Origin of the sequence: Glycomyces paridis (genome assembly GCF_004912155.1) — a bacterium.
Lineage (GTDB): Bacteria > Actinomycetota > Actinomycetes > Mycobacteriales > Micromonosporaceae > Glycomyces > Glycomyces paridis.
In genome coordinates, this window is the sequence record NZ_STGX01000002.1 from 186,968 (window position 1) to 211,326 (window position 24,359).

Here is a 24,359-nt window from a genome sequence, read left to right on the forward strand (position 1 = left end):
CGCCCGAACCGGGCGCGGCCCCGCCGCCGTGTTCGGCCTCGCGGCCGTTCGCTCAGACTTCCAACACGTGCGGCACGATCATCGGGCGGCGGCGGTAGGTGTCGTTGACCCACTTGCCGACGGTGCGCCGCAGGATCTGCTGGAGCTGGTGGGGTTCGGTGACCCCGTCCTTGGCGGCGCGCTCGATCGCCTCGTTGATGAGCGGCAGGACCCCGTCGAAGGCCTTGGGGTCCTCGGAGAAGCCGCGGGCCGAGACGGTGGGGCCGCCGACGACCTTGCCGTTCTCGGAGTCGATGACGACGGTGGCGGCGATGAAGCCGCCGTCGCCGAGGACGCGGCGCTCGTTGAGGACCGGCTCGCCGACGTCGCCGACGGAGAGGCCGTCGACGTAGACGAGGCTGTTGGGGATGTGCCCGACGAGGCGGGCGCGGCCGTCGATGAGGTCGACGACGTCGCCGTTCTCGATGACGATGACCTGGTCGGCCGGGACGCCCGACTCGATGGCGAGCCGCGCGTGCGCCTGGAGGTGCCGCGCCTCGCCGTGGACGGGGATCATGTTGGAGGGCTTGACGACGTTGAGCACGTACAGCAGCTCGCCCGCGGGGGCGTGGCCGGAGACGTGGACCTTGGCGACGTCCTTGTGGATGACGGTGGCGCCGGTGCGGGCCAGGCGGTTGATGACGCCGTAGACGGCGGTCTCGTTGCCGGGCACGAGCGAGGAGGCGAGGATGACGGTGTCCTCGGGCTCGACGGCGATGTGCCGGTGGTCGCCGGAGGCCATGCGGCCCAGGGCGCTCATGGGCTCGCCCTGGGAGCCGGTGGACATGTAGACGATCTCGTCGGCGGGCAGGCGCACCGCCTCGTCCATGCTCACCAGGAGGCCCTCGGGGACCTGCATGAGGCCGAGGTCGCGGGCGATCGCCATGTTGCGGACCATGGAGCGGCCGACGAAGGCGACCTTGCGGCCGTGCGCGTGGGCGGCGTCCATGACCTGCTGGACGCGGTGCACGTGGCTGGCGAAGGAGGCGACGATGATGCGGCCCTTGACGTCCTCGAAGAGCTTGTCGAGGACGGGGCCGATCTGGCGCTCGGAGGTGACGAAGCCGGGGATCTCGGCGTTCGTGGAGTCCGAGAGGAGCAGGTCGACGCCCTGGTCGCCGAGGCGCGCGAAGCCGGCGAGGTCGGTGATGCGCCCGTCGAGCGGGAGCTGGTCCATCTTGAAGTCGCCGGTGTGGAGCACCAGTCCGGCCTCGGTGCGCACGGCGACGGCCAGCGCGTCGGGGATGGAGTGGTTGACGGCGAGGAACTCCAGGCCGAACGGTCCGAGCTGGAGTGTCTCGTTCTCGGTGACGACGATGCCGGCGGGTTTGATGCGCCGTTCGCGGAGTTTGGCCTCGACGAGGGCGACGGAGAAGCGGGAGCCGACGACGGGGATGTCGTTCTTGTGCTCCAGGAGGAAGGGGATCGCTCCGATGTGGTCTTCGTGGCCGTGGGTGACGACGATGGCCTCGATGTCGTCGAGGCGGTCGAGGATCGGCGTGAAGTCGGGGAGGATGAGGTCGACGCCGGGCTGGTCGACGTCGGGGAAGAGGACGCCGCAGTCGACGATGAGGAGGCGGCCCTCGTACTCGAAGAGGGTCATGTTGCGGCCGATGGCGCCGAGGCCGCCGAGCGGGATGACCCGCAGGGCGCCGTCGGGGAGGGCGCCGGGCGCGCCGAGGTTCTTGGGTCGGGTCAGGCCCATCAGGCCTCCTTCAGGTCGGCGATGCGGGCGGCGATGAGTTCGGCGAGGTCGGGTTCGGCCGGGAGGAGGGGGAGGCGGGGTGCTCCGGAGGGGAGGCCCTGGGAGGCGAGGCCGGATTTGACGGCGATGACGCCGGGGCCGCGGAAGATCGCGTCGGTGGCGGGGAGGATCGCGTCGCTGATCGCCTGTGCCTGGGCGGTGTCGCCGCGGTCGTAGGCGTCGAACATGGCGTTGATGTGGCGGCCGAGGAGGTGGGCGGTGACGGAGACGACGCCGATCTGGCCGGTGGCGTAGGCGGCGAGGTTGAGTTCGTCGACGCCGCAGTAGAAGGCGAGGCCGGTGGCGGCGCGGACGCGCTGGGCCTTGACGAGGTCGCCGGTGGCGTCCTTGACGGCGATGATGCGCTCGTGGGCGGCGAGGCGGGCGAAGGTGTCCTCGGCGATGCCGACGACCGAGCGCGGGGGGATGTCGTAGAGCATGACGGGCAGTTCGGTGGCGTCGGCGATGGTCTCGAAGTGGGCGGCGACGCCGGCCTGGGTGGGTTTGGAGTAGTAGGGGGTGACGAGGAGGAGGCCGTGGGCGCCGGCCTTGGCGGCGTTCTCGGCGAGGTGGACCGAGTGGCGGGTGTCGTAGGTGGAGGCGCCGGCGATGACGTGGGCGCGGTCGCCGACGGCGTCGAGGACGGTCTCGACGATCTGGGTCTTCTCGGCGTCGGTGGTGGTGGGGGATTCGCCGGTGGTGCCGTTGACGACGAGGCCTTCGACGCCTTGGTGGTCGACGAGGTGGCGGGCGAGGGCGGCGGTGCCGGGGACGTCGAGCTCCCCTGAGGGCGTGAACGGCGTGATCATGGCCGCGAGTGTTCGCCCGAAGGGGCGCGTTGCGTTGCGCATGTGCTTTCACCAATGCTGATTCCGGCGGCCGGGCGGTGCGCGCGGCCGCACGCTTCGTATAACTGTCTCAAGTTTCGCCGCCGCGCCGCCGCGTTTCGGGCCGCGCGGTGGTGCGCGGCCGGGTGCGGGGCGGGGCGGTGGTGTGCCTGCGGCTCAGCCCTCGGTGACGTAGGGGCTGGAGGCGACCTCGGTGCCGTCGTCGAGCTTCGCGATCTGGAAGTCGGCGAAGACGTTGGCGGCCTTCTCCTTGAGCTGCTTGAGGCATTCGACGGCCAGCGCCCGGATCTCGACGTCGGCGTGCTCGGAGGCGCGCATGGCGATGAAGTGGCGCCAGGCGCGGTAGTTGCCGGTCACGACGATGCGGGTCTCGGTGGCGTTGGGCAGTACCGATCGCGCCGCTTGGCGCGCCTGCTTTCGGCGCAGGGTCGGGTTGGCGACGTCGGCGAACTGCTTCTCGAGTCCTTCGAGGAGGTCGTTGTAGGCGCTCTGGGCGGCTTCGGCGGCGGCGAGGAAGCGTTCGTGGAGTTCGGGGTCGGCGGCGATCACTTCGGGCTCGACCATGTGCGCGTCGCGTTCGGGGACGTAGCGCTGGGAGAGCTGGGAGTAGGAGAAGTGTCGGTGGCGGATCAGCTCGTGGGTGAGGGAGCGGGAGATGCCGCTGAGGTAGAAGCTGACGGTGCCGTGTTCGAGGACGGAGAGGTGGCCGACCTGGAGGATGTGTTCGAGGTAGCCGGCGTTGGTGGCGGTCTTGGGGTTGGGCTTGGTCCAGGACTGGTAGCAGGCGCGGCCGGCGAATTCGGCGAGGGCTTGGCCGCCGTCGGCGTCGGTCTCCCAGGGGACGTCGGCCGGGGACTCGAAGTGCGTCCAGGCGATGAGTCGGACGTCCATCGGTACGATTTCGGGCATCCCCGCTCCCCCTCGTTCGTGTTCGGGCCTGTTATTGCTGGTTCTCGACTACCTGAGGGTACTCGTGGGCGGAGTGTGGTCCGGCACGCGCCCGGTCCCGGGCGGCGGTTCGGGTGTGTCGTGTGTGGCCGGGCGGGTCGGGCGTCCGTGTTGCGTGCGGTCTGGATCCAGCACGCCGCTTGACAGACGTCAGAAATGATGTCATGATGGTGTCATGAACTTGACGCCGTATATCGAATCGCTCCGCCGGAGCCTCACCGCCGCCGCCGCGCCCGGCGGGGAGGACGCCGCGCGGACCGCTGCACTGCTGTCCGAGGCTCTCGACGCGGGGGCTCGCCTGGCGCTCATGGAGGCCCTCTCGGAGGCCGCCGCCGAGATCACGGCCGGGCTCGACCAGGCCGGTTCCTCGGCGTCGGTCGACCTGCGCGTGCGCGGCAGGGAGGTGGACCTGCGGGTCAGCGGCGGCGAGACCGCCGAGACCGCGCCGCCGCCGGCCCCGCCGGTGGACGACGACGTCGCCCGCATCACGCTGCGCCTGCCCGAGTCGCTGAAGGAGGACGTCGAGAAGGCGGCCTCCGCCGACGGCGCCTCGGTCAACGCCTGGCTGGTCCGCGCCATCAACAACGCCGTGCACGCCTCGCGCACGTCCGGCCCTTCGGGCGGCGGCGCGAAGTACAGCCAGCGCATCACCGGCTACGCCAGGGCTTAGGGAGCTCCACTGATGAACGAGTACACCGAATTCACCCACGACGGGCCCGTCACGGCGGCGCTCACGCTCGCCGACGGCTCGGTCACCGTGACCGCCCACGAGGCGAAGACGGTGCTGGTGGAGATCAAGCCCGCGCAGCGGCGCTCCGAGGGCGACGGCGACGCCGCCGACCTGGCGCGCGTCGAGTTCGAGAACGGGCACCTGCGCGTCCTGGCCCCCGACAAGCCCGCGAACTGGTTCTTCCGCAAGGAGATCGGCGTGCACCTGTCGGTGAAGGTCCCGGTCGGCTCCGAGATCTCGGTGAAGACGACCTCGGCGCCGATCAGCCTGCACGGGCGCCTGGGCGCGGTCTCGATCAACACCGTCGCCGGCTCGGCGACCGTCGAGAGCGCCCTGAGCGTCAAGGCGAACACCGTCTCGGGCTCCATCAGCGTCATCGACGCGACCGAGGACTTCCGGGCGAACACCGCCTCGGGCCAGGTCAAGGCCGACCACGTCGGCGGGGACTTCTCCGCGAAGACCGTGGCCGGGTCGATCTCGGCCGAGCGCGTCGACGCCTCCGCGAACGTCAACACGCTCTCGGGCGGCATCGAGCTGGCCGCGCTCAAGTCCGGTTCGGTCAAGGCCAACACCGTCTCGGGGCGCATCACCATCGGGGTCGTGCCCGGCACCGACGTGTGGGTCGACCTCGACGCCAAGGCCGGGACCGTGACCTCCGAGCTCGCCACCGGCGACACCTCCCCGGCGCCCGCCGGGGGCGGCACGAGCCTGGAGGTGCGGGCCCGCTCGGTCTCGGGCGACATCTACCTGCACCGCGCCAGCGCGTTCGCATAGAGCTGCATTCAACACCCACCGAAGCCCGGCCGCCCCGGGCGGGACCCGCGAGGTCCCGGACCGGGGCGGCCGGGCCTCCGCGTTCAGACGTAGAAGAACGTGAACGGCGGCCACGGGAGGTTCCGCGCCACGGTGAAGGCCGCCCAGACGATGAGGAAGCCGGTGAGGGCGCCGGGGGTGAGGTGGAAGACCGGCAGGCGCCAGGTGCGCCGCGCGACCAGGCGCGGCAGGGCCCAGGCGACGAACATCCAGACGAGGAACGGGGCGGCGAAGACGGCCATGAGGTGGTGGCGGGCCGCTTCGGGGAGGTTCAGGGTCGCCAGGTAGTAGAACGCGCGCGTGCCGCCGCAGCCGGGGCAGTCGAAGCCGGTGGTGAGCTTGAACAGGCACGTGGAGGGCCCGGTGTTGTCGGTCGGGTCCGTGGCGACGACGCCCGCGGCCGCTCCCGCGACGCACACGAGGATGCCGACCGGCGCGACCCAGGGGCGCGCGAAGAGGGCGCCGATCCACCGCCGGACGGCGTCGCCGCGGCGCGGCTCCGGGGCCGGGCCGCGGGCCGCGTCCAGGCCCGCCTCATCGACTGCGCACACGTCGCCTCCTCGCCTTCAGGGTAGCGGGCCCGCGCCCCCGCGCCGGGCCCGAGGCCCGGCCCGGCGAACCGGCGAATTCACCGGTTCGCGCCGTTCGGGAGCTTAGGCTCGGTTCATGCTCGGTCTCACCGTTTCCGGCCGCCCGGCCCCGCGCGCCCTCCGCCGCGCCCTCGTCGCCGCCTGCGCGCTCGGCCTGCTGTTCACCGCCTCCGGGTGCCTCCGGCTCGACCTGGGCCTGGAGGTGCGGCCCGACGACACCGTCGGCGGGACCTTCACCGCGGCCTGGAACGAGGAGTTCCTGGAGGACTCGGCGGACCTCGGCGTCGACCGCGCGCAGCTCGACGCGTTCCTGGACGCCCTCCTCGACGGCGTCCCCGGCACCGAGCGCACCCCCTACCGCGAGGACGGCTTCGTCGGCCAGACCGGGACCTTCACCGACCGCCCGCTCGCCGAGTTCGCCGACTTCGGCGGCGACGAATGGGGCTACCTGCGCATCGACCACACCGGGCGCCAGTACGACCTGGAGGGCTACTGGGACCTGCGCGCCGCCGGGTTCCTCGACCCCGGCACCTTCGAGGACGCCCAGATCCGCATCAGCGTCAACTTCCCGGCCTCGGTCACCGAGCACAACGGCGAACTCGACGGGCGCACCGTCACGTGGGAGATGCGCCCCGGCGACGAGTACGAGCTCCACGCCACCGCCGTCGCCAACAACGGCTGGGCGTTCCTCGCCGCGGGCGTCGCCTTCCTCGTCGTGGTCGTGGCGCTGCTGTGGCTGTGGCAGTGGCGGGCCCTGCGCCGCCACTCCGTGGGGGCCTCCGCGTAGGCGGTTACCTCGCGCACAAACCGTGGGCGGCGCCGGTGAGGCCCGTATCCTGGTGAGTCGGCCGGCGTAACGGATCGATAACACCGGGGGGAGGACCGTTGCCGCAGTACCGCTCCAAGAGCAAGGGCGACAAGCCCGACTCCGGACTCGAGCTCAGCGTCGGGCAGGTCCTCGCCGCCGCCGGGGCCACCGTCATCGGCGCCGTCCTCGCGAAACTCCTCAACCTGTGGGGCACCGTCGCCGGGACCGCGATCCTCAGCGTGTGCTCCTCCATCGGCGCCGTCCTCATCCTGCGCGCCATGCGCAGCACCGGCGACCGGATCAAATCGCAGATCGCGGCCATGTCCCCCACCGCCCGCGGCGACGCCGCGGTCACGGTGGAAGTCGACGCCGAACGGACCGTGGTCCTCGGCCCCGACGGGACCCCCGCGGCCGCCTCGGAGACCGTCGTCGTCACCGCCACCGCCGAGGTCCCCGAGACCGAGATCCTCCCGGCCGCAGGCGCCACGGGCGACACCGTGGAGATGGACGTCCCCGACCTCGAACCCGAAGGGCACGTCACGAAGGTCCAGTCGCGCAAGCGGACCCTCCTGGCCGTCCTCGTCTCCAGCGTCCTCGTCTTCTCGCTCACCATCACCGTGCTCTTCCTCATCGGCGCGCTCACCGGCGACGGCACCCGGTTCATCCACGACGGCGGCGACACCCAGACCACCGTCATCGTCCAGACCCCCGACGAGACGGCGACCGAGCCCTCCGAGACCGCGACCGAGACGCCGAGCGAGACCGCCTCGCCCGAGGCGACCGCGAGCGAGGACCCCGGCGGGGGCACCGGGGAGACGGCCACCGAGGAACCCGGCGAGACCGCCACGACGCCGTCCCAGACGCCCTCCACCGAGCAGGGCGCGACCGACCCGACCCCGAGCACCAGCCCCGAGGCCGCCGAGGAGGAGGCGCTCACCGAGGCGCCCACCACCGAGGAGTAGACGAAGCGCCCGCGACCTGAGGCCGCGGGCGCTGCAACGTCGAAGCGTCAGTCCAGCAGGTCGTCGATGCCCACGGTCAGACCCGGGCGGCCCGCCACCGCGCGCACCGCCAGCAGCACCCCCGGCATGAACGAGGCCCGGTCGAGCGAGTCGTGGCTGATCGCGAACCGCTCGCCGGGGCCGCCGAAGCGCACCTCCTGGCTCGCCACGTACCCGGCCGAGCGGATCGCGTGGACGCGCACCCCGTCGACGTCGGCGCCGCGCGAGCCCTGCGGGTCGGTCTCGGTCGCGTCCGGCATCCCGTCCAGGCCCGCCTCCGCGCGGGCCGCGGCGATGAGCCGGGCCGTGTGCACCGCGGTCCCCGACGGCGCGTCGATCTTGCGCGGGTGGTGCGCCTCGATGACCTCCGCGGAGTCGAAGTGCTTCGCGGCCCTGGCCGCGAACTGCATGAGCAGCACCGCGCCGATGCCGAAGTTCGGGGCGATCACCGAACCGACCTCCGGGTCGGCCGCGAGGATCTCGCGCGCCGCCTCCAGGCGCGGCGCGTCGAAGCCCGAGACGCCCACGACCGTGTGGATGCCCCGCTCGACGCACCAGGCCAGGTTCGCCATGACCGCCCCCGGCAGCGTGAAGTCCACGACCACGTCGCAGCCGGCGACCTTCTCCAGGGACTCGTCGCGGTCCACCGTCGCCGCCAGCGCCATGTCGTCGGCGGCGTCGACCGCCTCGCACACCGCGCGGCCCATACGGCCGTGCGCGCCCAGCACGCCCACTTCGATCATCGGAAGTCCTTCGCGTCGAACGGCCCCACGGCCGCGGTCGTCATCGGCTGCGACAGCACGTCGGCGGCCACCGCCCGCACCTGGTCGGCCGTGACCGCGGCGTTGTCGGCCAGGTCCTGCTCCAGGCTGGTGATCTCGCCGTACAGGAGCTGCTCGCGCCCGAGCCAGTTCATGCGCGTGTGCGAGTCCTCCAGGCCCATGAGGAGCCCGACCTCGTACATCTTCTTGCCGCGGGCGAGCTCCTCGGCGGTGACGCCCTCGCGCACCACCTTGTCGAGCTCGGCCTGGATGAGTTCGCGCACCTCGGCGGCCCGGTCGGGACGGCACCCGGCGTAGACGCTGAACGAGCCGGTGTCGGCGAAGTACGAGTCGGAGGCCGAGATCGTGTAGACCAGGCCCCGCTCCTCGCGGATCGTCTGGAACAGGCGCGAGGACATCCCGCCGCCCAGGACGTTGCAGAGGATGCCCAGGGCGTCCTTGCGGTCGTCGTGGCGCGAGAACGTCCGGCAGCCCACCACGAGGTGGGCCTGCTCGGTGTCGTCGCGCAGGACCGCAAGGGGCGCCGGGCGCGTGGGGGGCTCCTCGGCCGCAGCCCGCTGCGCGGGCACCGTCGGGCGGCCCTCCAGGGGCGCGAACGCCTCCCGGACGAGCTTGACGAAGTCGTCGTGGTCGACGCCGCCGGCGGCGGCCACCACGAGGTTGTCGAGGCGGTAGTGCGCGGCGTAGAAGTCGCGGATCTGCGCCGCCGTCATCGCGCGGACCGTCTCGACGGTCCCGGCGATGTCGCGCCCGAGCGCCCCGGACCCGAACACGGCCCGGTTGAAGTGCTCGTAGACCATCTCCGAGGGCTCGTCGGCCGAGGCGGCGATCTCTTCGAGGATCACGCCCCGCTCGGTCTCGACGTCGGCCTCGGCGATGAGCGAGGCGCTCACCGAGTCGCCGAGCACGTCCACCGCCAGCGGCAGGTCGGCCGCCAGCACCCGCTCGTAGAAGCAGGTGTGGTCGCGCGCGGTGTAGGCGTTGGCGTCGCCGCCGACCGCCTCGATGGACCTGGAGATCTCGGCGGCCGAGCGCTTCTCGGTCCCCTTGAACAGCAGGTGCTCCAGGAAGTGCGAGGCGCCCGACAGCTCCGGGGTCTCGTCGCGGGAGCCGACCCCGACCCACGCGCCGACGGCTGCCGTGCGCAGGGCGGGGACGGATTCGGTGAGCACATGAAGCCCGTTGGGCAGCACCGTCGATGTGACGGTGCCGCCCAACGGGTCTTCCACGAGTGTGCGAGTCAGGGGACGACTCATCTACTCTTCCGAGCCTCCGCCTTCGTCGGAGCGGCGGGTGCGGCGGCGGCGGCGCTCGCCGTCGCCCGAACCGCCGCGGTCGCCGCCGGAGCGCTCGCCGCGCTCGCCGCCGCCGGAGCGTTCGCGGTCGCGGCGCGGGCCGCGGTCACCGCGGTCGCCCCGGTCCCCGCGGGACTCCTTGCGCTCGGCCGGGCGGCCCTTCTTGTACCCCTCGGGCTCCTGGCCCTCCGGGTACACCTTGTCGAGGTAGATCTTGCCGCGGTTGTCGATGTCGCCGATCTCGACCTCGATCTTGTCGCCGACGCCCAGCACGTCCTCGACCCGCTCGACGCGCTTGCCGTCGCCGACCTTCGAGATGTGCAGGAGGCCGTCGCGGCCCGGCGTCAGCGAGATGAACGCGCCGAAGTCGGTGGTCTTGACGACGGTGCCGAGGAACCGGTCCCCCACGTTCGGGAGGGTCGGGTTCGCGATCGCGTTGATCGTCTCGACCGCGGCCTGGGCGGCCTCGCCGTTCTCCGCCGACACGTAGATCGTGCCGTCGTCCTCGACGGTGATGTCCGCGCCCGTGTCGTCCTGGATCTGGTTGATCGTCTGGCCCTTCGGGCCGATGATCGCGCCGATCTTGTCGACGGGGATCTTCAGGGTCGTGATCCGCGGGGCGGTCGCGGCCAGCTCGCCGGGCTCGCTGATCGCGTCGAGCATGACGTCGAGGATCGCGTGGCGGGCGTCGTTGGCCTGCTGGAGCGCCTGCGCCAGCACGTCCGAGGGCAGGCCGTCGAGCTTCGTGTCCAGCTGGAGGGCCGTCACGAACTCGGCGGTGCCGGCGACCTTGAAGTCCATGTCGCCGTAGGCGTCCTCGGCGCCGAGGATGTCGGTCAGCGTGACGTACTTGGTCTCGCCGTCGACCTCCTCGGAGATGAGGCCCATCGCGATGCCCGCGACCGGCGCCTTGATCGGCACGCCCGCGTTCATGAGCGACATGGTGGAGGCGCAGACCGAGCCCATCGAGGTCGAGCCGTTCGACGCGAGCGCCTCGGAGACCTGGCGGATCGCGTAGGGGAACTCCTCGCGGCTCGGCAGGACCGGCACCAGGGCGCGCTCGGCGAGCGCGCCGTGGCCGATCTCGCGGCGCTTGGGCGAGCCGACGCGGCCGGTCTCACCGGTCGAGTACGGCGGGAAGTTGTAGTTGTGCATGTAGCGCTTCTTGGAGACCGGCGACAGCGTGTCGATGGCCTGCTCCATGCGCAGCATGTTCAGCGTGGTGACACCCATGATCTGGGTCTCGCCGCGCTCGAACAGGGCCGAGCCGTGGACGCGCGGGAGGATCCCGGCCTCGGCGGCGAGCGGCCGGATGTAGGCGGGCAGGCGGCCGTCGATGCGGACGCCCTCGGTGATGACGCGCTTGCGGACCAGCTTCTTGGTGAGCGAGCGCAGCGAGGCGTTCAGCTCGCCCTCGCGGCCCTCGAAGTCGGCGCCGAGCTTCTCGAGCATGACCGACTTGACGCGGTCGAGCTCGTCCTGGCGGTCGGTCTTGTCGGCGATCTGGAGCGCCTGGTCGAGCTCGGCCGTCACGGCCGCCTCGACGGCCGCGAACGCGTCGTCCTGGTAGTCGAGGAAGCGCGGGTAGTCGGCGACGGGCTTGGCGGCGACGGCGGCCAGTTCGGCCTGGGCGCGGACCAGCTCGGCGATGACCGGCTTGACGGCCTCCAGGCCGCTGGCGACGACCTCCTCGGTCGGCTTGGTGCCGCCCGAGGCGATGAGGTTGATCGTGTTGTCGGTGGCCTCGGCCTCGACCATCATGATCGCGACGTCGCCGGACTCCAGGACGCGACCGGTGACGATCATGTCGAAGGTGGCCTTCTCGATCTGCTCCAGGGTCGGGAACGCGACCCAGGTGCCGTCGATGAGGACGACGCGCGTCGAGCCCAGCGGGCCCGAGAACGGCAGCCCGGACAGCTGCGTCGACATGGAGGCGCCGTTCATGGCGACCACGTCGTACTCGTCGCGCGAGTCGACCGCGAGGATCGTGCCGATGACCTGGACCTCGTTGCGCAGGCCCGACACGAAGGACGGGCGCAGGCCGCGGTCGATGAGGCGGCAGGTGAGGATGGCGTTCTCGCTGGGGCGGCCCTCGCGGCGGAAGAACGAGCCGGGGATGCGCCCGGCGGCGTACATCCGCTCCTCGATGTCCACCGTCAGCGGGAAGAAGTCGAAGTGGTCCTTCGGGTGCTTCGAGGCCGCGGTGGTCGACAGGACCACGGTGTCGTCCATCTGGACGATGGCCGAGCCCTGCGCCAGCTTGGCGAGGCGGCCGGTGCTGAAGACGATCTTGCGGGTGCCGAAGGCGCCGTTGTCGATGACGGCGGTGGCGTGGTGCTCCCCGAGGTTGAAGGCCTCGGGTGTCCGTTCGGTATCGGACATAGAGTGTCGATCTCCTTTTGCAGTGCGGTATCACTGCGTCGTTCGGTAGCGCCGCCCACCCACGCGTTCCGGTCTTCGATCGAAGCACTCGGAGAAGGGCCCCGCTTCGCGCGGGGCGTTCCGGATGCCACTACCGAGGACCGGGGCGGTCTCAGGCGAGCCGCGCCGCGCCTCGCTGCGAGGCGCTGGATTGTCATGTGCACCGTGTGGTCTGTCGAGTACGGTGCTCCACGCCCACCTTACGTTACCCGGCGGACGCGGCTGCCGCCGCGAAGAGAAAGTGAGCCGCGGAAAGCAGTGTCCCGGGAGGGGCCGGGCACGCGAAAGGGAGCGGTCCTCGCGGACCGCTCCCTCCGGAGTCGGCTAGACGTTGTCGCGGATGCCGAGGCGCTCGATGAGCGCGCGGTAGCGCGTGATGTCTTCCTTCTTCAGGTACTTGAGGAGGCGCTTGCGCTTGCCGACCAGGAGGAGCAGGCCACGGGTCGAGTGGTGGTCGTGCTTGTGCTCCTGGACGTGGGCGGTCAGCTCCTTGATCCGCGCGGTCAGGATCGCGACCTGGACGTCGGTGGAACCCGAGTCGCCCTCGGTGAGCGCGTACTCCTTGATGATCGCGGACTTCTTCTCAGCGTCGAGCGCCATGTCGAACACCCCTTCTTTCGATGAACGGCCGGTCCGCGGTGTCGAGCAGACCGGTCTCGGTGGAACCCGACCAGGTTAGCAGCGGCGTCAGCCCAGCTCCAAGGCCCGCCGGGTGTCTGCGACGTCGGTCTCGATCTGCGCGACGAGCGGTTCGATCCCGTCGAAGGCGATCTGGCCGCGCAGGCGCGCGGTGAAGTCGAGCCGCACGCGCTCGCCGTAGAGGTCGCCGGAGAAGTCCAGGAGGTAGGCCTCCACGGTGCGCTCGGCGCCCTCGAAGGTCGGGTTGGTGCCCACGCTGATCGCGGCCGCCAAACGCTGGGAGCCGCGGTGGAACCAGCCGGCGTAGACGCCGTCGGCGGGGATCGCGGTCCCGTCCGCGACGTCGAGGTTCGCGGTCGGGAAGCCGAGCGCGGTCCCGCCGCGGCCCGCGCCGTGGACCACGGTGCCCTCGACGCCGAAGTCGCGCCCGAGCACCTCGGCGGCGGCCGCGACGTCGCCTTCGGCGACGAGGCGGCGCACACGCGTGGAGGAGTAGACCGACTGCGGCGGTGCGGGCGAGCCGTCCGCCGGCGCCGTGTCGGCGTTGAGGTGCTGCGCGAGCACCTCGAAGCCGAACTCCTCGCCGAGCTCGGCGAGCTTGGCGGTGTCCCCGGCGGCCTTGTGGCCGAAGCGGAAGTTCTCGCCGACGACGACGGCCTTGGCGTGCAGGGCGCCGACGAGCACGTGCCGCACGAAGTAGTCCGGGCTGAGCTTGGAGAGCTCCTCTGTGAACGGCAGGACGCAGACCCCGTCGACGCCGAGCGCCCCGAGCAGCTCGATCCGCCGCTCCAGGCTCGTGAGCCGGGCCGGGACCGCCTGCGGCGCGACCACGGCGGTCGGGTGCGGGTCGAAGGTGACCACGACGCTGCGGGCGTCGCGCTCGGAGGCGGCCTTGACGGCCGTCCGCACGAGCGCGGCGTGCCCGCGGTGCACGCCGTCGAACACGCCGATCGCCACGACCGAGGCGGGCCAGCCCTCGGGGGTCGCGTCCATTCCACGCCAGGTTTCCACGGTCCGAATCCTCTCACTGCCGCACGGCGGCGGGCAGTCGGACGGTCCCGCAGTGGCAGCGGCCGCTCAGAGCATCATCGACTCGTCCGCGTTGCCGCCCGACGCGAATATGAGCAGCATGAGGACGCCCACCGCGACCAGCAGCAGCATCCCTATCAGGAGCCACCCGGTGCCGGCCGGCTCGGCCGTCCTGGGCTGCTCCTCGGCGAGCATGGTCGGTTCGTCGCGGGCGGGCGCGCCGACGGCGCGGTCGCTCGGGCTTCGGCGGAACTCCTCTGGCAGTTCTTCTGCCGCACTTGGGCTCATGGGCTCCTCCTGGTGACGGGTTCCGGCCGGGGGGCACTCCCCTTGATTGTTGAGAGATCGTCGGCAATCCGACCGTCGTTTCCCAGAATCCGCCTGACAACAGCGTCATTTCGCCCTCGTGGAAATTACAAGGCCGTGACCGCCCCACCACGCGAAACGTCCCGTACCCGACCGAACACCCGCCATCCGACCGAAGACGTGCCATCTTCATGTCCCTGGGTGCAACGACGACCCGGGGCCGGTGCCCCGGATGCGAATGGGGTGCTGGCATGAAGGGGATCCTTGCGATGGCCGCGGTCGGAGCGGTCCTGGCGGCGACGGCCGTTCCGGCTCCGGCCGCCGCCGCCGCGACCGGCTGCGAGCGGACGGGCGACTACACCGTCTGCCGGACCGACCCGAAGGGCGGCAAGGACGCGTCGATCGTCGACGAGCTCGTGAGGCAGATCGACGCGACGAGAAAGGGCGACACCGTGCGGGCCGCGGTGTATCAGTGGACGCTGGAGCCGCGGATCGCGCCGCTGGCCGACGCGATGGTCGAAGCCGAGCGGCGCGGCGTGGACGTGCGCGCGGTCGTCGGGCAGCGGGCCGACAAGCCCGCCGCGAACGACCCGGTCATCCGGCGGCTGAAAGGCGCGGGCGTCAAGGTCCACCAGTGCGAGGGCGGGTGCCTGCCGAACGCCGCGGGCACGCGCAAGGGCCCCGACCACAACCGGTTCTTCCTCATCGACCGCGGCGGCTCGCCCACGGTCCTGGTGACGAGCTTCAGCTTCACGAAGTCGCACCTCAAGCAGGCGCACAACCTGCTCGGCGTCCACGGCGACCAGCGGCTGTACGACTTCTACGAGGGTTTCTGGAACCGCCTGTACAGCGAGGACTGGGACGGGTGGACCGACAAGAACAAGAGCACCACCGGAGACCTGGCACGGGCCTGGGTGTTCCCGCGCGGCGACGACGCGGTGGCCGGGCAGCTCAAGGAGATCACCGGCTGCGGCGACGGCGACCGGGTCCTGGTGGGCCACGCGAACTTCCAGTCCAACCGTCCGGCGGTGCGCGCGCAGCTCGACCGCATCCAGGGGCTCGGGTGCCAGGTGCGGGTGGTGGTGCTCGACGCGAAGACGAGCCATCCCAAGTGGGTCGAGGAGAAGTTGGGAGCCTCGAACGTGCGGGTGCACCCGTACAGCCGCAACAAGTTCATCGTGGCAGAGGCGCAGTTCGGAGACCGGCACCGCGCGGTGGTGTGGACCGGCACGCACAACCTCCAGGGCAACGCGATGAAGAACGTCGACGACAACGTGCTGCGGGTCGCCGACCAGGGCGTGGCGGACCTGTACGCGTCCTACTTCCAGCGCTTGTGGAACGGCGCGAGGTAGCGGCGCCGGGAAGCGGTGCGGGGGAGGGGCGTTCGCCCCTCCCCCGCGTGTTCGCCGGGTCAGCCCTTGACGGAGCCCGCGAGGAGCCCGCGCACGAAGTAGCGCTGGAGCAGCAGGAACACCACGAGCGGGACGATGATCGCGATGAAGCCCGCGGCGGGCAGGCGCGTCCAGCCGAAGCCCCAGGTGCCCGCCATGTCGCCGAGGACGGCGGTGAGCGGGCGGGTGGCCTCGCCGGGCGCGAAGGTGCGGCCGACGAGGAAGTCGTTCCACACCCACAGGAACTGGAAGATGCCGATCGAGGCCAGGGCCGGGGTCACCAGCGGCAGGACGACCTTGCGGAAGATCTGCGAGTGGCTGGCGCCGTCGATGCGGGCGGCCTCCATGACGTCGCCGGGCAGTTCGCGCATGAAGTTGTGCAGCAGGAAGATCGCCAGCGGCAGGCCGAAGATCGAGTGCGCGACCCACACTTGGACGATCGTGTTGACGCCGTCGAGCTGCCAGGCGGGCATGATGGTGAAGTCGCCGATGTGCAGGCCCTTGCTGAAGAAGGCGAGCAGCGGGATGAGCGCCATCTGGAGCGGCACGACCTGGAGCGCGAAGATGCCGACGTACAGGAGGTTCCTGCCGCGGAACTCGATCCAGGAGAGCGCGTAGGCGGCCATCGCGGCGAAGGCCACCGGGACGACCACGCCGATGATCGTGATGACGACCGTGTTGACGAGGTTGACGATGAGCCCGCCGCCCTGCGAGTCCGAGTACAGGACGTAGTTGTAGGTCTCCAGCGTGAACGAGCCGGGGTCGGCGAAGAAGTTCCACCAGCCGGAGGTGCGGATGTCGTCCTCGGGCCGGAACGAGGAGACGAACAGGCCGAAGGTCGGGATCGTCCACAGTGCCGCGATGACGAGCGCCACGACGCTGGCGGCGCGGCTGGAGAGGACCCGACGCAGGCGCTGCCCGCGGGTCTCGCCGATGCGGGCCACCGGTTCGGGGGTCTGCACGTCGGTGCTCATCGGGCCTCCTGTTCCTGGCGGCGCATGTTGCGCACCTGGTAGATGACGACGGGGACGACGAGCAGGAACAGCACGACGGCCATGGTGGCGCCGCGGCCGTCGTTGTAGAGCCGGAAGGCCTGCTCGACCATGTTGTGGGCGAGGACGTCGGTGCCGTGGTGGCCCTGGGTCATGGCGCGCACGATGTCGAACAGCTTCAGCGTGGCGATGAAGACGGTCACGGCGACGACGACGATGGCCGAGCGGATCGAGGGCACGGTGACGTGCCAGAAGATCTCGGAGGGCTTGGCGCCGTCGATGCGCGCGGCCTCGACGATCTCGGTCGGGACGCCCTTGAGCGCCGCGGACAGGACGACCGTGGAGAAGCCGACCTCGATCCACACGAGCACGACCATGAGGAGGAAGTTGTTCCCGGGGTGCTCGTTGAGCCAGTTGACCGGCTCGGCGCCGAACCAGATCATGACCTGGTTGAGCAGGCCGATCTGCTCCCCCGAGCCCTTGTACTGGTACATGAACTTCCAGATGATGGAGGCGCCCACGAAGGAGATGCCCATCGGGAGGAAGACGAGCGCCTTGTAGACGCGCTCGCCGCGGCGGCCGTCGATGAGGACGGCGTAGACGAGGCCGAGCGCGGTGGAGACCATCGGGACGATGACGATCCACAGTGCGGTGTTGAGGAGGATCTGGAGCGCGTCGGGGTCGCTGACGGCCCAGGCGTAGTTGTCGAAGCCGACGAACTCGCTGCCGTCCTTGTTGAAGAACGACATGACGACGGTGCGCACGGCCGGGTAGACGAGGCCCACCGCGAGGAAGAGCACGGCCGGGGCCAGGAACACGAAAGCGACCGCACGGCTGCGGTCGCGGCGGGAGGCGAGTTCGGCGAGCCCGTAGAGGGCCATCAGGATCACGGCGAAGGCGACGAGCCCGATGGCGAGCAGACCGAACCGGTCGATGAGAGCGGAGATTTCCACGTATGTGACTCCAGTTGTCCGGACAATGGGCCGAGCGGGGCCGGTAGGCCCCGCTCGGCTTCTTGATCAGCTACACGGGTCGCAGGCTACTGCGGCCAGGAGGCTTCGATGTCGTCGGCGACCTGCTGGGAGTCCTTGTCGCCGTCCACCCACTGCACGATGCCGGTCCAGAACGAGGACGCGCCGACCTCGCCGGGCATGAGGTCCGAGCCGTCGAAGCGGACGGTCACGTCCGGGTTGGTGAGGATCTCGGTGGCGAGCACGTTGATCGGCGTGGTGGCGTTGTTCGGGTCCACGCCCTGGTGGGCGGTGCTCCACGGGCCGGTCTGGAGACGGGCGTTGTGGTAGACCTCGCTGGCGAGGTACTGGCGGGTGGCCTCGGTGGCGTCGGTGTCGGAGAACGCGGCCACGAACTCGCCGCCGACCAGCATGGTGTTGTCGCCCTCGTTGGTCTCGGGGAACTGGAACGCGAAGACGTCGCCGTCCTCGGCCACGTTCGTGCCCTCGGGCCACATGGCGCCGTAGAAGGAGGCCATGCGGTAGAAGGCGCAGTCGCCGTCGAGGATCGGCCAGCCGGCCTCCTGGAAGGCGGTGGCCGAGATGGTGTCGGTGCCGTTGAAGACGTAGTCCTCGTTCAGCAGGACCGAGCCGGCCTTGTCGAAGGCCGAGACGATCTCGGGCGAGTTGAACGGGATCTCGTGAGCGACCCACTGGTCGTAGGTGTCAGTGCTCTCGCGCAGGACGATGTCCTCGATCCAGTCCGTGCCCGGCCAGCCGGTGGCCCCGCCGGACTCGAAGCCGGCGCACCACGGGGTGGTGCCGGACTCGGCGATGGTGTCGGAGAGGGCGATGAGGTCGTCCCAGGTGGTGGGGACCTCGTAGTTGTTCTCCGAGAAGAAGGTCGGCGAGTACCAGATGAAGGACTTCGCGTTGGACGAGTTCGGGGCCGCGTAGAGCGTGCCGTCGATCGTGCCGTAGTTGAGCCAGTCCTCGCTCCAGCCCTCGGTCGCCAGGGCGGTGACGTCCTCGGACGCGGGGACGAGGTCGTCCTTGAAGGAGGACATGAGGCCCGGCTGCGGGAACAGCGCGATGTCGGGGGCGTTGCCGCCGTCGACGCGGACCTTCATGTCGGCCTCGAACTCGCCGGTGCCCTCGTAGGCGATGTCGACGCCGGTGCAGTCCTCGAAGAACTTCCAGGCGGCCATCATCTCGTCGGCCTCCTGGTCGCGGATGGAGCCGAGGATGGTGACGGTCTCGCCGTCGAAGGAGCCGAACTGCTCGTAGTTGGCGCAGTCCTTCGCCTCCTCGGGCACCTCGCCGCGCGAGTTGTCCTCGTCCTCGGGTGCGCCGCACGCCGCCGCGGCGAGCGCTATGGCACTGACGGCAGCCGTGAGGTAGGAGATTCGTCTGGTCTTGCTCATCGGGGTTTCCCTCTCTTCGCAGGTGTTGTACGCCCGGCGAGTCCGACTGCCTCCCTGTCCCGACCATTCGGGGAACCGCTCTCACCGATTCCACGCCAGGTAGGGACTGCCTCACCCGCCGTTGGGGCGACGCGGCAATCGTGCTCTGAGTAACACTGGATGTCAAGTCTGCATTGCTGAATCGTTACCGGTTGGCATTGGATCGATATTCGTTCGCACCCAAATTGTGGGAGCGATACCAATGACGTATCATTCCGGAGCCCGGCAACTCGTTTCACCCGCGCCGACCGCGCGGGCCCCAACAGCGCGCAGCCGAAAGCGGTGCACAGCCGAGAAAGGTGCCATCCATGACGCAGCTGACCTTCCCCGAGGGCTTCCTGTGGGGGACGGCCACGGCCTCCTACCAGATCGAGGGGGCGGTGAATGAGGACGGGCGGGGCCCCTCCATCTGGGACACCTTCTCCGACACCCCCGAGAAGACCTGGCGCGGGCAGACCGGCCGCGTGGCCTGCGACCACTACCACCGCCTCGACGAGGACATCGCCCTCATGGCCTCCCTGGGCCTGGACACCTACCGGTTCTCCATCGCCTGGCCGCGCATCCAGCCCGACGGCACCGGCCCGGTCAACCCCGCCGGCATCGCCTTCTACGACCGCCTGGTCGACAAGCTCGTGGCCGCCGGCATCAAGCCGATGCCCACGCTCTACCACTGGGACCTCCCGCAGTCCTTCGAGGACCGCGGCGGCTGGCCCGCGCGCGAGACCGCCGAGCGCTTCGGCGAGTACGCCGCGATCGTGGGCGAGCGCCTCGCCGACCGCGTCCACACCTGGTGGACCCTCAACGAGCCGTGGTGCTCGGCGTTCCTGGGTTACGGCAACGGCCACCACGCCCCCGGCCGCACCGAGCCCGTCGCGGCCCTCACCGCGGCCCACCACCTCAACCTCGCGCACGGCCTCGCCGTGCAGGCGCTGCGCGCCGCCGGGGCCGAGCGGGTCTCGATCGCGCTCAACCCGACCCAGGCCCGCGGCGAGGAGGAGGCCGTGCGCATCGTCGACGGCCTCGCCAACCGCGTCTTCTTCGACCCGATCCTCAAGGGCGAGTACCCCGCCGAGATGATGGAGCGCACCGCGCACCACACCGACTGGTCCTTCGTGCGGGACGGCGACCTTGAGCAGATCAACCAGCCCATCGACCTGCTCGGCGTCAACTACTACAACCCCACCTGGTTCCGGATCAACGCCGAAGAGCCGGAGTGGCCGGTGCAGCCGGGCTCGGCCGGGATCGAGGGCTACACCCCCGAGGGCCTGGAGTTCACCGACATGGGCTGGCCGATCGAGCCCTCGGGCCTGACCGACCTGCTGGTGCGCCTCCACAAGGAGTACAACGTGCCGACCATGATCACCGAGAACGGCGCGGCGTACCCGACCGGTCCGGGCGCCGACGGCGAGGTCGACGACGTCGAGCGCGTCGCCTACCTGCGCGGGCACATCGCCGCCGTCCACGACGCGATCGCGGCCGGGGCCGACGTGCGCGGGTACACCGCGTGGTCGCTCATGGACAACTTCGAGTGGGCCTTCGGCTACGACAAGCGCTTCGGCATCGTCCACGTCGACTACGCGACCCAGAAGCGGACCCCGAAGGCCAGCGCCAAGTTCTACGCGGGCGTCATCGCCGCCCACGGCCTGGAGCGGTAAGCGGCACAAGGATTCAGAGGACGGCCCGGAGCGCGCGCACGGCGCGCTCCGGGTCGTTCGCCTTCATGACCGCGCCCATGACGGCGACGCCCGCCGCGCCCGCTTCGCGTGCGGCGCGGGCCCGCTCGGGCCCGGTCACGCCGCCGAGGGCGTAGACCGGGACGGGGCCGGCGCAGGCCGCAGCGAGGCCGTCGAGCCCGAGGGCGGGGCCGTAGCCGGGTTTGGAGTCGGTGGCCCAGACCGGCGAGTAGGTGCAGTAGTCGAGGCCGGGGTCGATCGGCTCGCCCGCGTGGACGGAGCGGCCCAGGAGCGCCGGGCGCGGACTGGGGACGGGGAAGCGGGCCGAGAGGTGGGCGGCGGCGACCGGTCCGGCCGGGTCGGCGATGAGGAGGAGCCCGCCGGAGGCGGCCATCATCGGCCCGAGCGCGGCGGCGAGCGCGAGGCGCTCGGTCCACGGGAGGTGCTTGTCGCGCAGCAGGAGTGCGAAGGGCCCGCCGCGGAGGGCGAGGGCGACCTGCTCGGTGAGGGGCCGGGCGGCGCCGGGGGCGTCGGTGACGACGAGGAGCGGGTGCATGCGTCAACCGTATTGCCCGTTCGCGGCGGCGCACGGGGGTCGCGTGGAGTGTCCGGAGTGCCTGGAGTCGATTCATGCCCGACTGGTCAGTGCTACACCGATTTAACGCTTGTGTATCGGTCCACGTCTCGAACTTGCGTAATTCACGACACAGGTGCGAAACTTCAGGGGATGAACATCGGCGATCAAATCAACGTGCTGCGCACCGAAGGGGAGCGGATCGCTGTCGCTGGTGGGGAACTCTCGCTCAACGCCGTCGTGCCCACTTGCCCGGGCTGGGTCGTCAAGGACCTCTTGACCCATATCGGGACCGTCCACCGCTGGGCGGCGGCGATCGTGGGCGAGGCCCTGCCCCACGATCCGCGACGGCGGGACTTCCAGCGTCTCGTGGGGCCCCTGCCCCACGACGACCTGCTGGTCGACTGGGTCCGCGAGGGCCTCCTGCGACTAGTGTCCACATTGGAGAAAGCCCCGAGCGGCCTCCAGTGCTGGCAGGTGTTCCCCTCCGAGTCCTCGCGGCGCTTCTGGGTCCGCAGACAGGCCCACGAGACCACCATCCACCGCGTCGACGCCGAACAGGCGCGCGGCGACGAGATATCACCGGTCGGCCCCGAGTTCGCGGCCGACGGCATCGACGAGCTGCTGCTGGGCTTCCACGGCAGACCGTCGAGCCGCGTGCGCGCACTGCGCCCGTCGGTGCTCCACATCCATGCCACCGACCTGCCGCCGGGCCGCGGCGACTGGTACATCCACCCCACCGACACGGGCCCGCTCGTGACGTTCAGCGAGGTCGAGTCCCCGCACTGCGTCATCGAGGGCCCGGTGGAGCTCCTGTACCTGGCGCTGTGGAACCGGCTGCCGTTCGACGACCTCCTGGTCCGCGGGGACCCGGCACTGCTCCACTTGTGGCGCAATTACTCCGCGGTCCGGTGGGTCGATCCCGTCGACGTCTGAGCACTGGAGCGCACCAGCGCGAAACCGCAGGTGATCGAGTGCTCACCGTCCGAGATGTCCGCCGCTCGCGGCGCCGGGGCGCGCTGCTGCGCCCGAACGGCGGACCGGGATCGTAAGCTCACCGACGTGAACCAGGTCCATCCGAACCACGCTCATGCCGTCCCGAACGACGCCGTGCCCCGCGCCGCGCTGTGGATCCTGGTCCCGGCGGCGGCCGCGACCCTCCTCGGCCTGCTCCTGCTGTGGCCCCACGACGTCGAGGACACCGCGATCGAGGGCTACGGCACCGAGGTCGACGGGCACGTCCTGTCGGTCCACGAGACCGAGTGCGAGGCCGCCGACGCCGAGCTCAACGAGCAGCTCCAGGCCACCGTGTGCGGCGACGTCGTCGTCCGCATCACCGAAGGCGACCTCGCCGACCAGGAGATCGTGGTCGACATCCCCTCCGGGCCCGGCGCCCCCGTCGTGGCCGCCGGCGACGACGTCATCCTCATCCACACCCCCGACTCGGTCTCGGGCCAGCAGTTCCACCTCATCGACCACGACAGGTCGAGCGCCCTGTGGGCGCTCGTGATCGCCTTCGCGCTCGCCGTGATCGCCTTCGGGCGGTGGAAGGGCGTGCGGTCCCTCGCCAGCCTCGCGGTGACCTTCGCGATCGTGCTGCTCTTCATGGTCCCGGCCGTCCTCGACGGCTCCTCCCCCATGCTCGTGGCGACCGTGGGCGCCGCCGCGATCATGCTCGTCTCGCTCTACCTCGCCCACGGCTGGAACCGGACCACGACCGTGGCGGTCATCGGGACCCTCGCGTCGCTGGTGCTCACCGTGGCGCTCGCCGAGGCCGCGGTGCGGCTCGCGAAGCTCAACGGGGTCCTCGACGAGAACACCACGAACCTCGCGCTCCAGTACCCCATTGACATGTCCGGGCTGCTGCTCGCGGGCATCCTCATCGGCGCGCTCGGCGTCATCGACGACGTCACGGTCTCCCAGGCCGCCACCGTGGACGAGGTCGCCAAGGCCAACCCGCGCTGGGGCGCGCCGCGGCTGTTCAAGTCCGGGATGCGGGTCGGGCGCGACCACCTGACCTCGGTCGTCAACACCCTCGTGCTCGCCTACGCGGGCGCCTCGCTGCCGCTCCTGGTCCTCATCAGCGCCGCCGACCGGCCCCTGGGGCAGGTGCTCACCAGTCAGACCATCGCCACCGAGATCGTCCGCTCGGTCGCGGGCACGCTCGGCCTCATCGCCGCCGTGCCGATCACCACCTGGCTCGCCGCGCACCTGGCGCGGCGCAACCCCGAGCCCGCGGCCGAGAAGCCGGAGAAGGCGAAGGCCCCGGACGCGAAGCAGGCTCGGCCCAAGCCGACCGAGACCGGGGACGACACCTGGGACGGCGACGACTCCCCTTACCCGCCTTCACATCTGAACTAGAAGCGCTCCGCGGCGGCCATGAGCCGGCGCGAGGCCTGGTGCAGCGCCTGGAGCACCGTCATCACCGCCGGGCGGCCCGTCGAGGCCGTCCGGTGGACCACGTAGACCTCGCGGCCCCGCAGCGGCTCGGCCACGCGGCGCACCGCCACGTCCCGCCGCTCGGCCGCGGCCATCCACGGCGCCACCGTCACCCCGAGGCCCTTGGCGACCAGCGTCAGGATCGTGTCGAGCCCCTCGAACTCCGAGACCGGCGCGCTGATCCCCTCGGCGCGCCACAGCCGGTCCAGGGCCATGCGCGAGGGCTCGCCCTCCGGCGAGGCGATCCACGACTCCCCCGCGAGAGCGTGCGCCGACAGGACCGTCTGCTCGGCGAGCGGGTGGCGGGTCGGCAGGACCGCCACGAGCGGGTCGTTCACGAGGTGGTGGAACGTCAGGGTGCCGGAGGTGGCGGGGCGGCGCTGGCCGGACCAGTCGTCGATGAGGGCGAGGTCGATCTCGCCGGAGCGCACGCGCGCCAGGGACTCGGAGACGGTGAGCTGCTGGCGCAGGACCATCTGGAGTTCGGGGTAGCGGCGCAGGCGGCGCACGATCGGCCCGGCGAGGGCGACGGCCACGGTGGGGAAGGCGGTGACGATGACGCGGCCGCGCGGTTCGGCGCTCTCGGCGGCGAGGTCGGTCTCGGCGGCGTCGATGGCCTCCAGGATGCGGCCGGTGTGCTCGACGAGGCGGCGGCCCGCGTCGGTCAGCTGTGCGGACCTGGCCGTGCGTTCGAGCAGGGCGACGCCGGCCTCCTTCTCCAAGGCGGCCAACTGCTGCGAGACGGCGGAGGCGGTCTGGGCGGTCGCCACGGCAGTGGCGGATATCGATCCCTGGGCGGCGAATTCGTAGAGAAGGCGCAGGCGGCGAACATCGAGCATAAGGAAATCTTACCCTCGGCGAAAGGTAGAAATACTTGCGTTGAT

The 24,359-nt window shown here is 70.9% G+C and carries 23 protein-coding genes; 8 read left to right on the plus strand and 15 right to left on the minus strand.

The features are described 5' to 3' along the window. Positions 1-52: 52 nt before the first annotated feature. From E9998_RS02940 to thyX, 3 genes are all read right to left on the minus strand, one after another. Entirely contained in the window at positions 53-1,744 is a 1,692-nt protein-coding gene (locus E9998_RS02940; protein WP_136528213.1) for a ribonuclease J, read from the minus strand. Next, complete coding sequence (gene dapA / locus E9998_RS02945) at positions 1,744-2,634, minus strand: 4-hydroxy-tetrahydrodipicolinate synthase (RefSeq protein ID WP_136528214.1); 891 nt, start codon at positions 2,632-2,634, stop codon at positions 1,744-1,746. Before dapA ends, E9998_RS02940 begins: the two co-directional genes overlap by 1 nt. Before the next feature lie 153 nt (positions 2,635-2,787). Then, a complete protein-coding gene (thyX, locus tag E9998_RS02950) occupies positions 2,788-3,540 on the minus strand; it encodes an FAD-dependent thymidylate synthase (protein ID WP_136528215.1) in 753 nt (250 codons plus the stop codon). Between the two features lie 214 nt (positions 3,541-3,754). Between thyX and E9998_RS02955 the strand changes: the two genes are divergently transcribed. Both E9998_RS02955 and E9998_RS02960 read left to right on the plus strand, forming a co-directional pair. Further along, the gene (locus E9998_RS02955) at positions 3,755-4,249 is read left to right on the plus strand and encodes a hypothetical protein (RefSeq protein WP_136528216.1); all 495 of its coding nucleotides are present in this window, start codon (positions 3,755-3,757) and stop codon (positions 4,247-4,249) included. 12 nt (positions 4,250-4,261) lie between these two features. Then, positions 4,262-5,083, plus strand: coding sequence for a DUF4097 family beta strand repeat-containing protein (locus E9998_RS02960; protein ID WP_136528217.1), 822 nt, complete (start codon positions 4,262-4,264; stop codon positions 5,081-5,083). Positions 5,084-5,166: 83 nt separating this feature from the next. Here the strand turns inward: E9998_RS02960 and E9998_RS02965 are convergent, their stop codons facing one another. Further along, on the minus strand, positions 5,167-5,673 hold the full coding sequence (locus E9998_RS02965) for a DUF2752 domain-containing protein (protein WP_136528218.1): 507 nt from the start codon (positions 5,671-5,673) through the stop codon (positions 5,167-5,169). 115 nt (positions 5,674-5,788) lie between these two features. On the opposite strand from E9998_RS02965, the gene E9998_RS02970 reads away from it, so the two are divergent. Both E9998_RS02970 and E9998_RS02975 read left to right on the plus strand, forming a co-directional pair. Further along, the gene (locus tag E9998_RS02970) at positions 5,789-6,499 is read left to right on the plus strand and encodes an LppM family (lipo)protein (RefSeq protein ID WP_136528219.1); all 711 of its coding nucleotides are present in this window, start codon (positions 5,789-5,791) and stop codon (positions 6,497-6,499) included. Positions 6,500-6,597: 98 nt separating this feature from the next. After that, on the plus strand, positions 6,598-7,482 hold the full coding sequence (locus tag E9998_RS02975; protein WP_136528220.1) for a hypothetical protein: 885 nt from the start codon (positions 6,598-6,600) through the stop codon (positions 7,480-7,482). 47 nt (positions 7,483-7,529) lie between these two features. Here the strand turns inward: E9998_RS02975 and dapB are convergent, their stop codons facing one another. The 6 genes from dapB to E9998_RS03005 all read right to left on the minus strand — a co-directional run bounded on the left by dapB (position 7,530) and on the right by E9998_RS03005 (position 13,975). Then, positions 7,530-8,264 carry a 4-hydroxy-tetrahydrodipicolinate reductase gene (gene dapB / locus E9998_RS02980; protein ID WP_136528221.1) on the minus strand — a complete coding sequence of 245 codons (735 nt, stop codon included), beginning with the start codon at positions 8,262-8,264 and terminating at the stop codon, positions 7,530-7,532. Then, positions 8,261-9,559 (minus strand): M16 family metallopeptidase, encoded by a 1,299-nt coding sequence (locus tag E9998_RS02985; protein ID WP_136528222.1) that lies wholly within the window; start codon positions 9,557-9,559, stop codon positions 8,261-8,263. The genes dapB and E9998_RS02985 overlap by 4 nt, the downstream gene beginning before the upstream one ends. Continuing rightward, the gene (locus tag E9998_RS02990) at positions 9,560-11,980 is read right to left on the minus strand and encodes a polyribonucleotide nucleotidyltransferase (protein ID WP_136528223.1); all 2,421 of its coding nucleotides are present in this window, start codon (positions 11,978-11,980) and stop codon (positions 9,560-9,562) included. 363 nt (positions 11,981-12,343) lie between these two features. Then, positions 12,344-12,619: a 30S ribosomal protein S15 gene (gene rpsO / locus E9998_RS02995; protein ID WP_136528224.1), complete on the minus strand. Its 276-nt coding sequence runs from the start codon at positions 12,617-12,619 to the stop codon at positions 12,344-12,346. An 87-nt stretch (positions 12,620-12,706) separates the two neighbouring features. After that, positions 12,707-13,669, minus strand: a complete 963-nt coding sequence (locus E9998_RS03000; protein ID WP_136528225.1) for a bifunctional riboflavin kinase/FAD synthetase — start codon at positions 13,667-13,669, stop codon at positions 12,707-12,709. A 66-nt stretch (positions 13,670-13,735) separates the two neighbouring features. After that, a complete protein-coding gene (locus E9998_RS03005) occupies positions 13,736-13,975 on the minus strand; it encodes a hypothetical protein (protein ID WP_136528226.1) in 240 nt (79 codons plus the stop codon). A 269-nt stretch (positions 13,976-14,244) separates the two neighbouring features. Here E9998_RS03005 and E9998_RS03010 point away from each other — a divergent pair, with 269 nt between their 5' ends. Then, positions 14,245-15,345: a phospholipase D-like domain-containing protein gene (locus tag E9998_RS03010; RefSeq protein ID WP_158299674.1), complete on the plus strand. Its 1,101-nt coding sequence runs from the start codon at positions 14,245-14,247 to the stop codon at positions 15,343-15,345. Positions 15,346-15,404: 59 nt separating this feature from the next. Here E9998_RS03010 and E9998_RS03015 read toward each other — a convergent pair whose 3' ends face one another. From E9998_RS03015 to E9998_RS03025, 3 genes are all read right to left on the minus strand, one after another. Beyond that, positions 15,405-16,358, minus strand: a complete 954-nt coding sequence (locus E9998_RS03015; RefSeq protein WP_136528228.1) for a carbohydrate ABC transporter permease — start codon at positions 16,356-16,358, stop codon at positions 15,405-15,407. Continuing rightward, positions 16,355-17,257, minus strand: a complete 903-nt coding sequence (locus E9998_RS03020) for a carbohydrate ABC transporter permease (protein ID WP_136528448.1) — start codon at positions 17,255-17,257, stop codon at positions 16,355-16,357. The genes E9998_RS03015 and E9998_RS03020 overlap by 4 nt, the downstream gene beginning before the upstream one ends. Before the next feature lie 158 nt (positions 17,258-17,415). Further along, positions 17,416-18,750 carry an ABC transporter substrate-binding protein gene (locus tag E9998_RS03025; RefSeq protein ID WP_136528229.1) on the minus strand — a complete coding sequence of 445 codons (1,335 nt, stop codon included), beginning with the start codon at positions 18,748-18,750 and terminating at the stop codon, positions 17,416-17,418. Positions 18,751-19,097: 347 nt separating this feature from the next. On the opposite strand from E9998_RS03025, the gene E9998_RS03030 reads away from it, so the two are divergent. Beyond that, entirely contained in the window at positions 19,098-20,444 is a 1,347-nt protein-coding gene (locus E9998_RS03030; RefSeq protein WP_136528230.1) for a GH1 family beta-glucosidase, read from the plus strand. 13 nt (positions 20,445-20,457) lie between these two features. On the opposite strand, the gene E9998_RS03035 is transcribed toward E9998_RS03030, so the two are convergent. Then, complete coding sequence (locus E9998_RS03035; RefSeq protein ID WP_136528231.1) at positions 20,458-21,018, minus strand: thiamine phosphate synthase; 561 nt, start codon at positions 21,016-21,018, stop codon at positions 20,458-20,460. A gap of 171 nt (positions 21,019-21,189) precedes the next feature. Between E9998_RS03035 and E9998_RS03040 the strand changes: the two genes are divergently transcribed. Both E9998_RS03040 and E9998_RS03045 read left to right on the plus strand, forming a co-directional pair. Further along, on the plus strand, positions 21,190-21,972 hold the full coding sequence (locus E9998_RS03040) for a maleylpyruvate isomerase family mycothiol-dependent enzyme (protein ID WP_136528232.1): 783 nt from the start codon (positions 21,190-21,192) through the stop codon (positions 21,970-21,972). Positions 21,973-22,098: 126 nt separating this feature from the next. Next, the gene (locus E9998_RS03045) at positions 22,099-23,397 is read left to right on the plus strand and encodes a YibE/F family protein (RefSeq protein WP_204745215.1); all 1,299 of its coding nucleotides are present in this window, start codon (positions 22,099-22,101) and stop codon (positions 23,395-23,397) included. Here E9998_RS03045 and E9998_RS03050 read toward each other — a convergent pair. After that, positions 23,394-24,314 carry a LysR family transcriptional regulator gene (locus E9998_RS03050; protein WP_136528234.1) on the minus strand — a complete coding sequence of 307 codons (921 nt, stop codon included), beginning with the start codon at positions 24,312-24,314 and terminating at the stop codon, positions 23,394-23,396. The two genes, E9998_RS03045 and E9998_RS03050, sit on opposite strands and share 4 nt — an antisense overlap. Positions 24,315-24,359 lie beyond the last annotated feature (45 nt).

Bases quoted from the DNA above. Each gene is read 5' to 3' on its own strand.
- E9998_RS03005 (WP_136528226.1), bottom strand. From the start codon at position 13,975: ATGAGCCCAAGTGCGGCAGAAGAACTGCCAGAGGAGTTCCGCCGAAGC.
- E9998_RS02985 (WP_136528222.1), bottom strand. From the start codon at position 9,559: ATGAGTCGTCCCCTGACTCGCACACTCGTGGAAGACCCGTTGGGCGGC.
- E9998_RS03010 (WP_158299674.1), top strand. From the start codon at position 14,245: ATGAAGGGGATCCTTGCGATGGCCGCGGTCGGAGCGGTCCTGGCGGCG.
- E9998_RS03050 (WP_136528234.1), bottom strand. From the start codon at position 24,314: ATGCTCGATGTTCGCCGCCTGCGCCTTCTCTACGAATTCGCCGCCCAG.
- dapB (WP_136528221.1), bottom strand. From the start codon at position 8,264: ATGATCGAAGTGGGCGTGCTGGGCGCGCACGGCCGTATGGGCCGCGCG.
- dapA (WP_136528214.1), bottom strand. From the start codon at position 2,634: ATGCGCAACGCAACGCGCCCCTTCGGGCGAACACTCGCGGCCATGATC.
- E9998_RS02990 (WP_136528223.1), bottom strand. From the start codon at position 11,980: ATGTCCGATACCGAACGGACACCCGAGGCCTTCAACCTCGGGGAGCAC.
- thyX (WP_136528215.1), bottom strand. From the start codon at position 3,540: ATGCCCGAAATCGTACCGATGGACGTCCGACTCATCGCCTGGACGCAC.
- E9998_RS03025 (WP_136528229.1), bottom strand. From the start codon at position 18,750: ATGAGCAAGACCAGACGAATCTCCTACCTCACGGCTGCCGTCAGTGCC.
- E9998_RS03035 (WP_136528231.1), bottom strand. From the start codon at position 21,018: ATGCACCCGCTCCTCGTCGTCACCGACGCCCCCGGCGCCGCCCGGCCC.
- E9998_RS02960 (WP_136528217.1), top strand. From the start codon at position 4,262: ATGAACGAGTACACCGAATTCACCCACGACGGGCCCGTCACGGCGGCG.
- rpsO (WP_136528224.1), bottom strand. From the start codon at position 12,619: ATGGCGCTCGACGCTGAGAAGAAGTCCGCGATCATCAAGGAGTACGCG.
- E9998_RS02955 (WP_136528216.1), top strand. From the start codon at position 3,755: ATGAACTTGACGCCGTATATCGAATCGCTCCGCCGGAGCCTCACCGCC.
- E9998_RS03015 (WP_136528228.1), bottom strand. From the start codon at position 16,358: ATGAGCACCGACGTGCAGACCCCCGAACCGGTGGCCCGCATCGGCGAG.
- E9998_RS02970 (WP_136528219.1), top strand. From the start codon at position 5,789: ATGCTCGGTCTCACCGTTTCCGGCCGCCCGGCCCCGCGCGCCCTCCGC.
- E9998_RS02940 (WP_136528213.1), bottom strand. From the start codon at position 1,744: ATGGGCCTGACCCGACCCAAGAACCTCGGCGCGCCCGGCGCCCTCCCC.
- E9998_RS03020 (WP_136528448.1), bottom strand. From the start codon at position 17,257: ATGGCCCTCTACGGGCTCGCCGAACTCGCCTCCCGCCGCGACCGCAGC.
- E9998_RS03040 (WP_136528232.1), top strand. From the start codon at position 21,190: ATGAACATCGGCGATCAAATCAACGTGCTGCGCACCGAAGGGGAGCGG.
- E9998_RS03030 (WP_136528230.1), top strand. From the start codon at position 19,098: ATGACGCAGCTGACCTTCCCCGAGGGCTTCCTGTGGGGGACGGCCACG.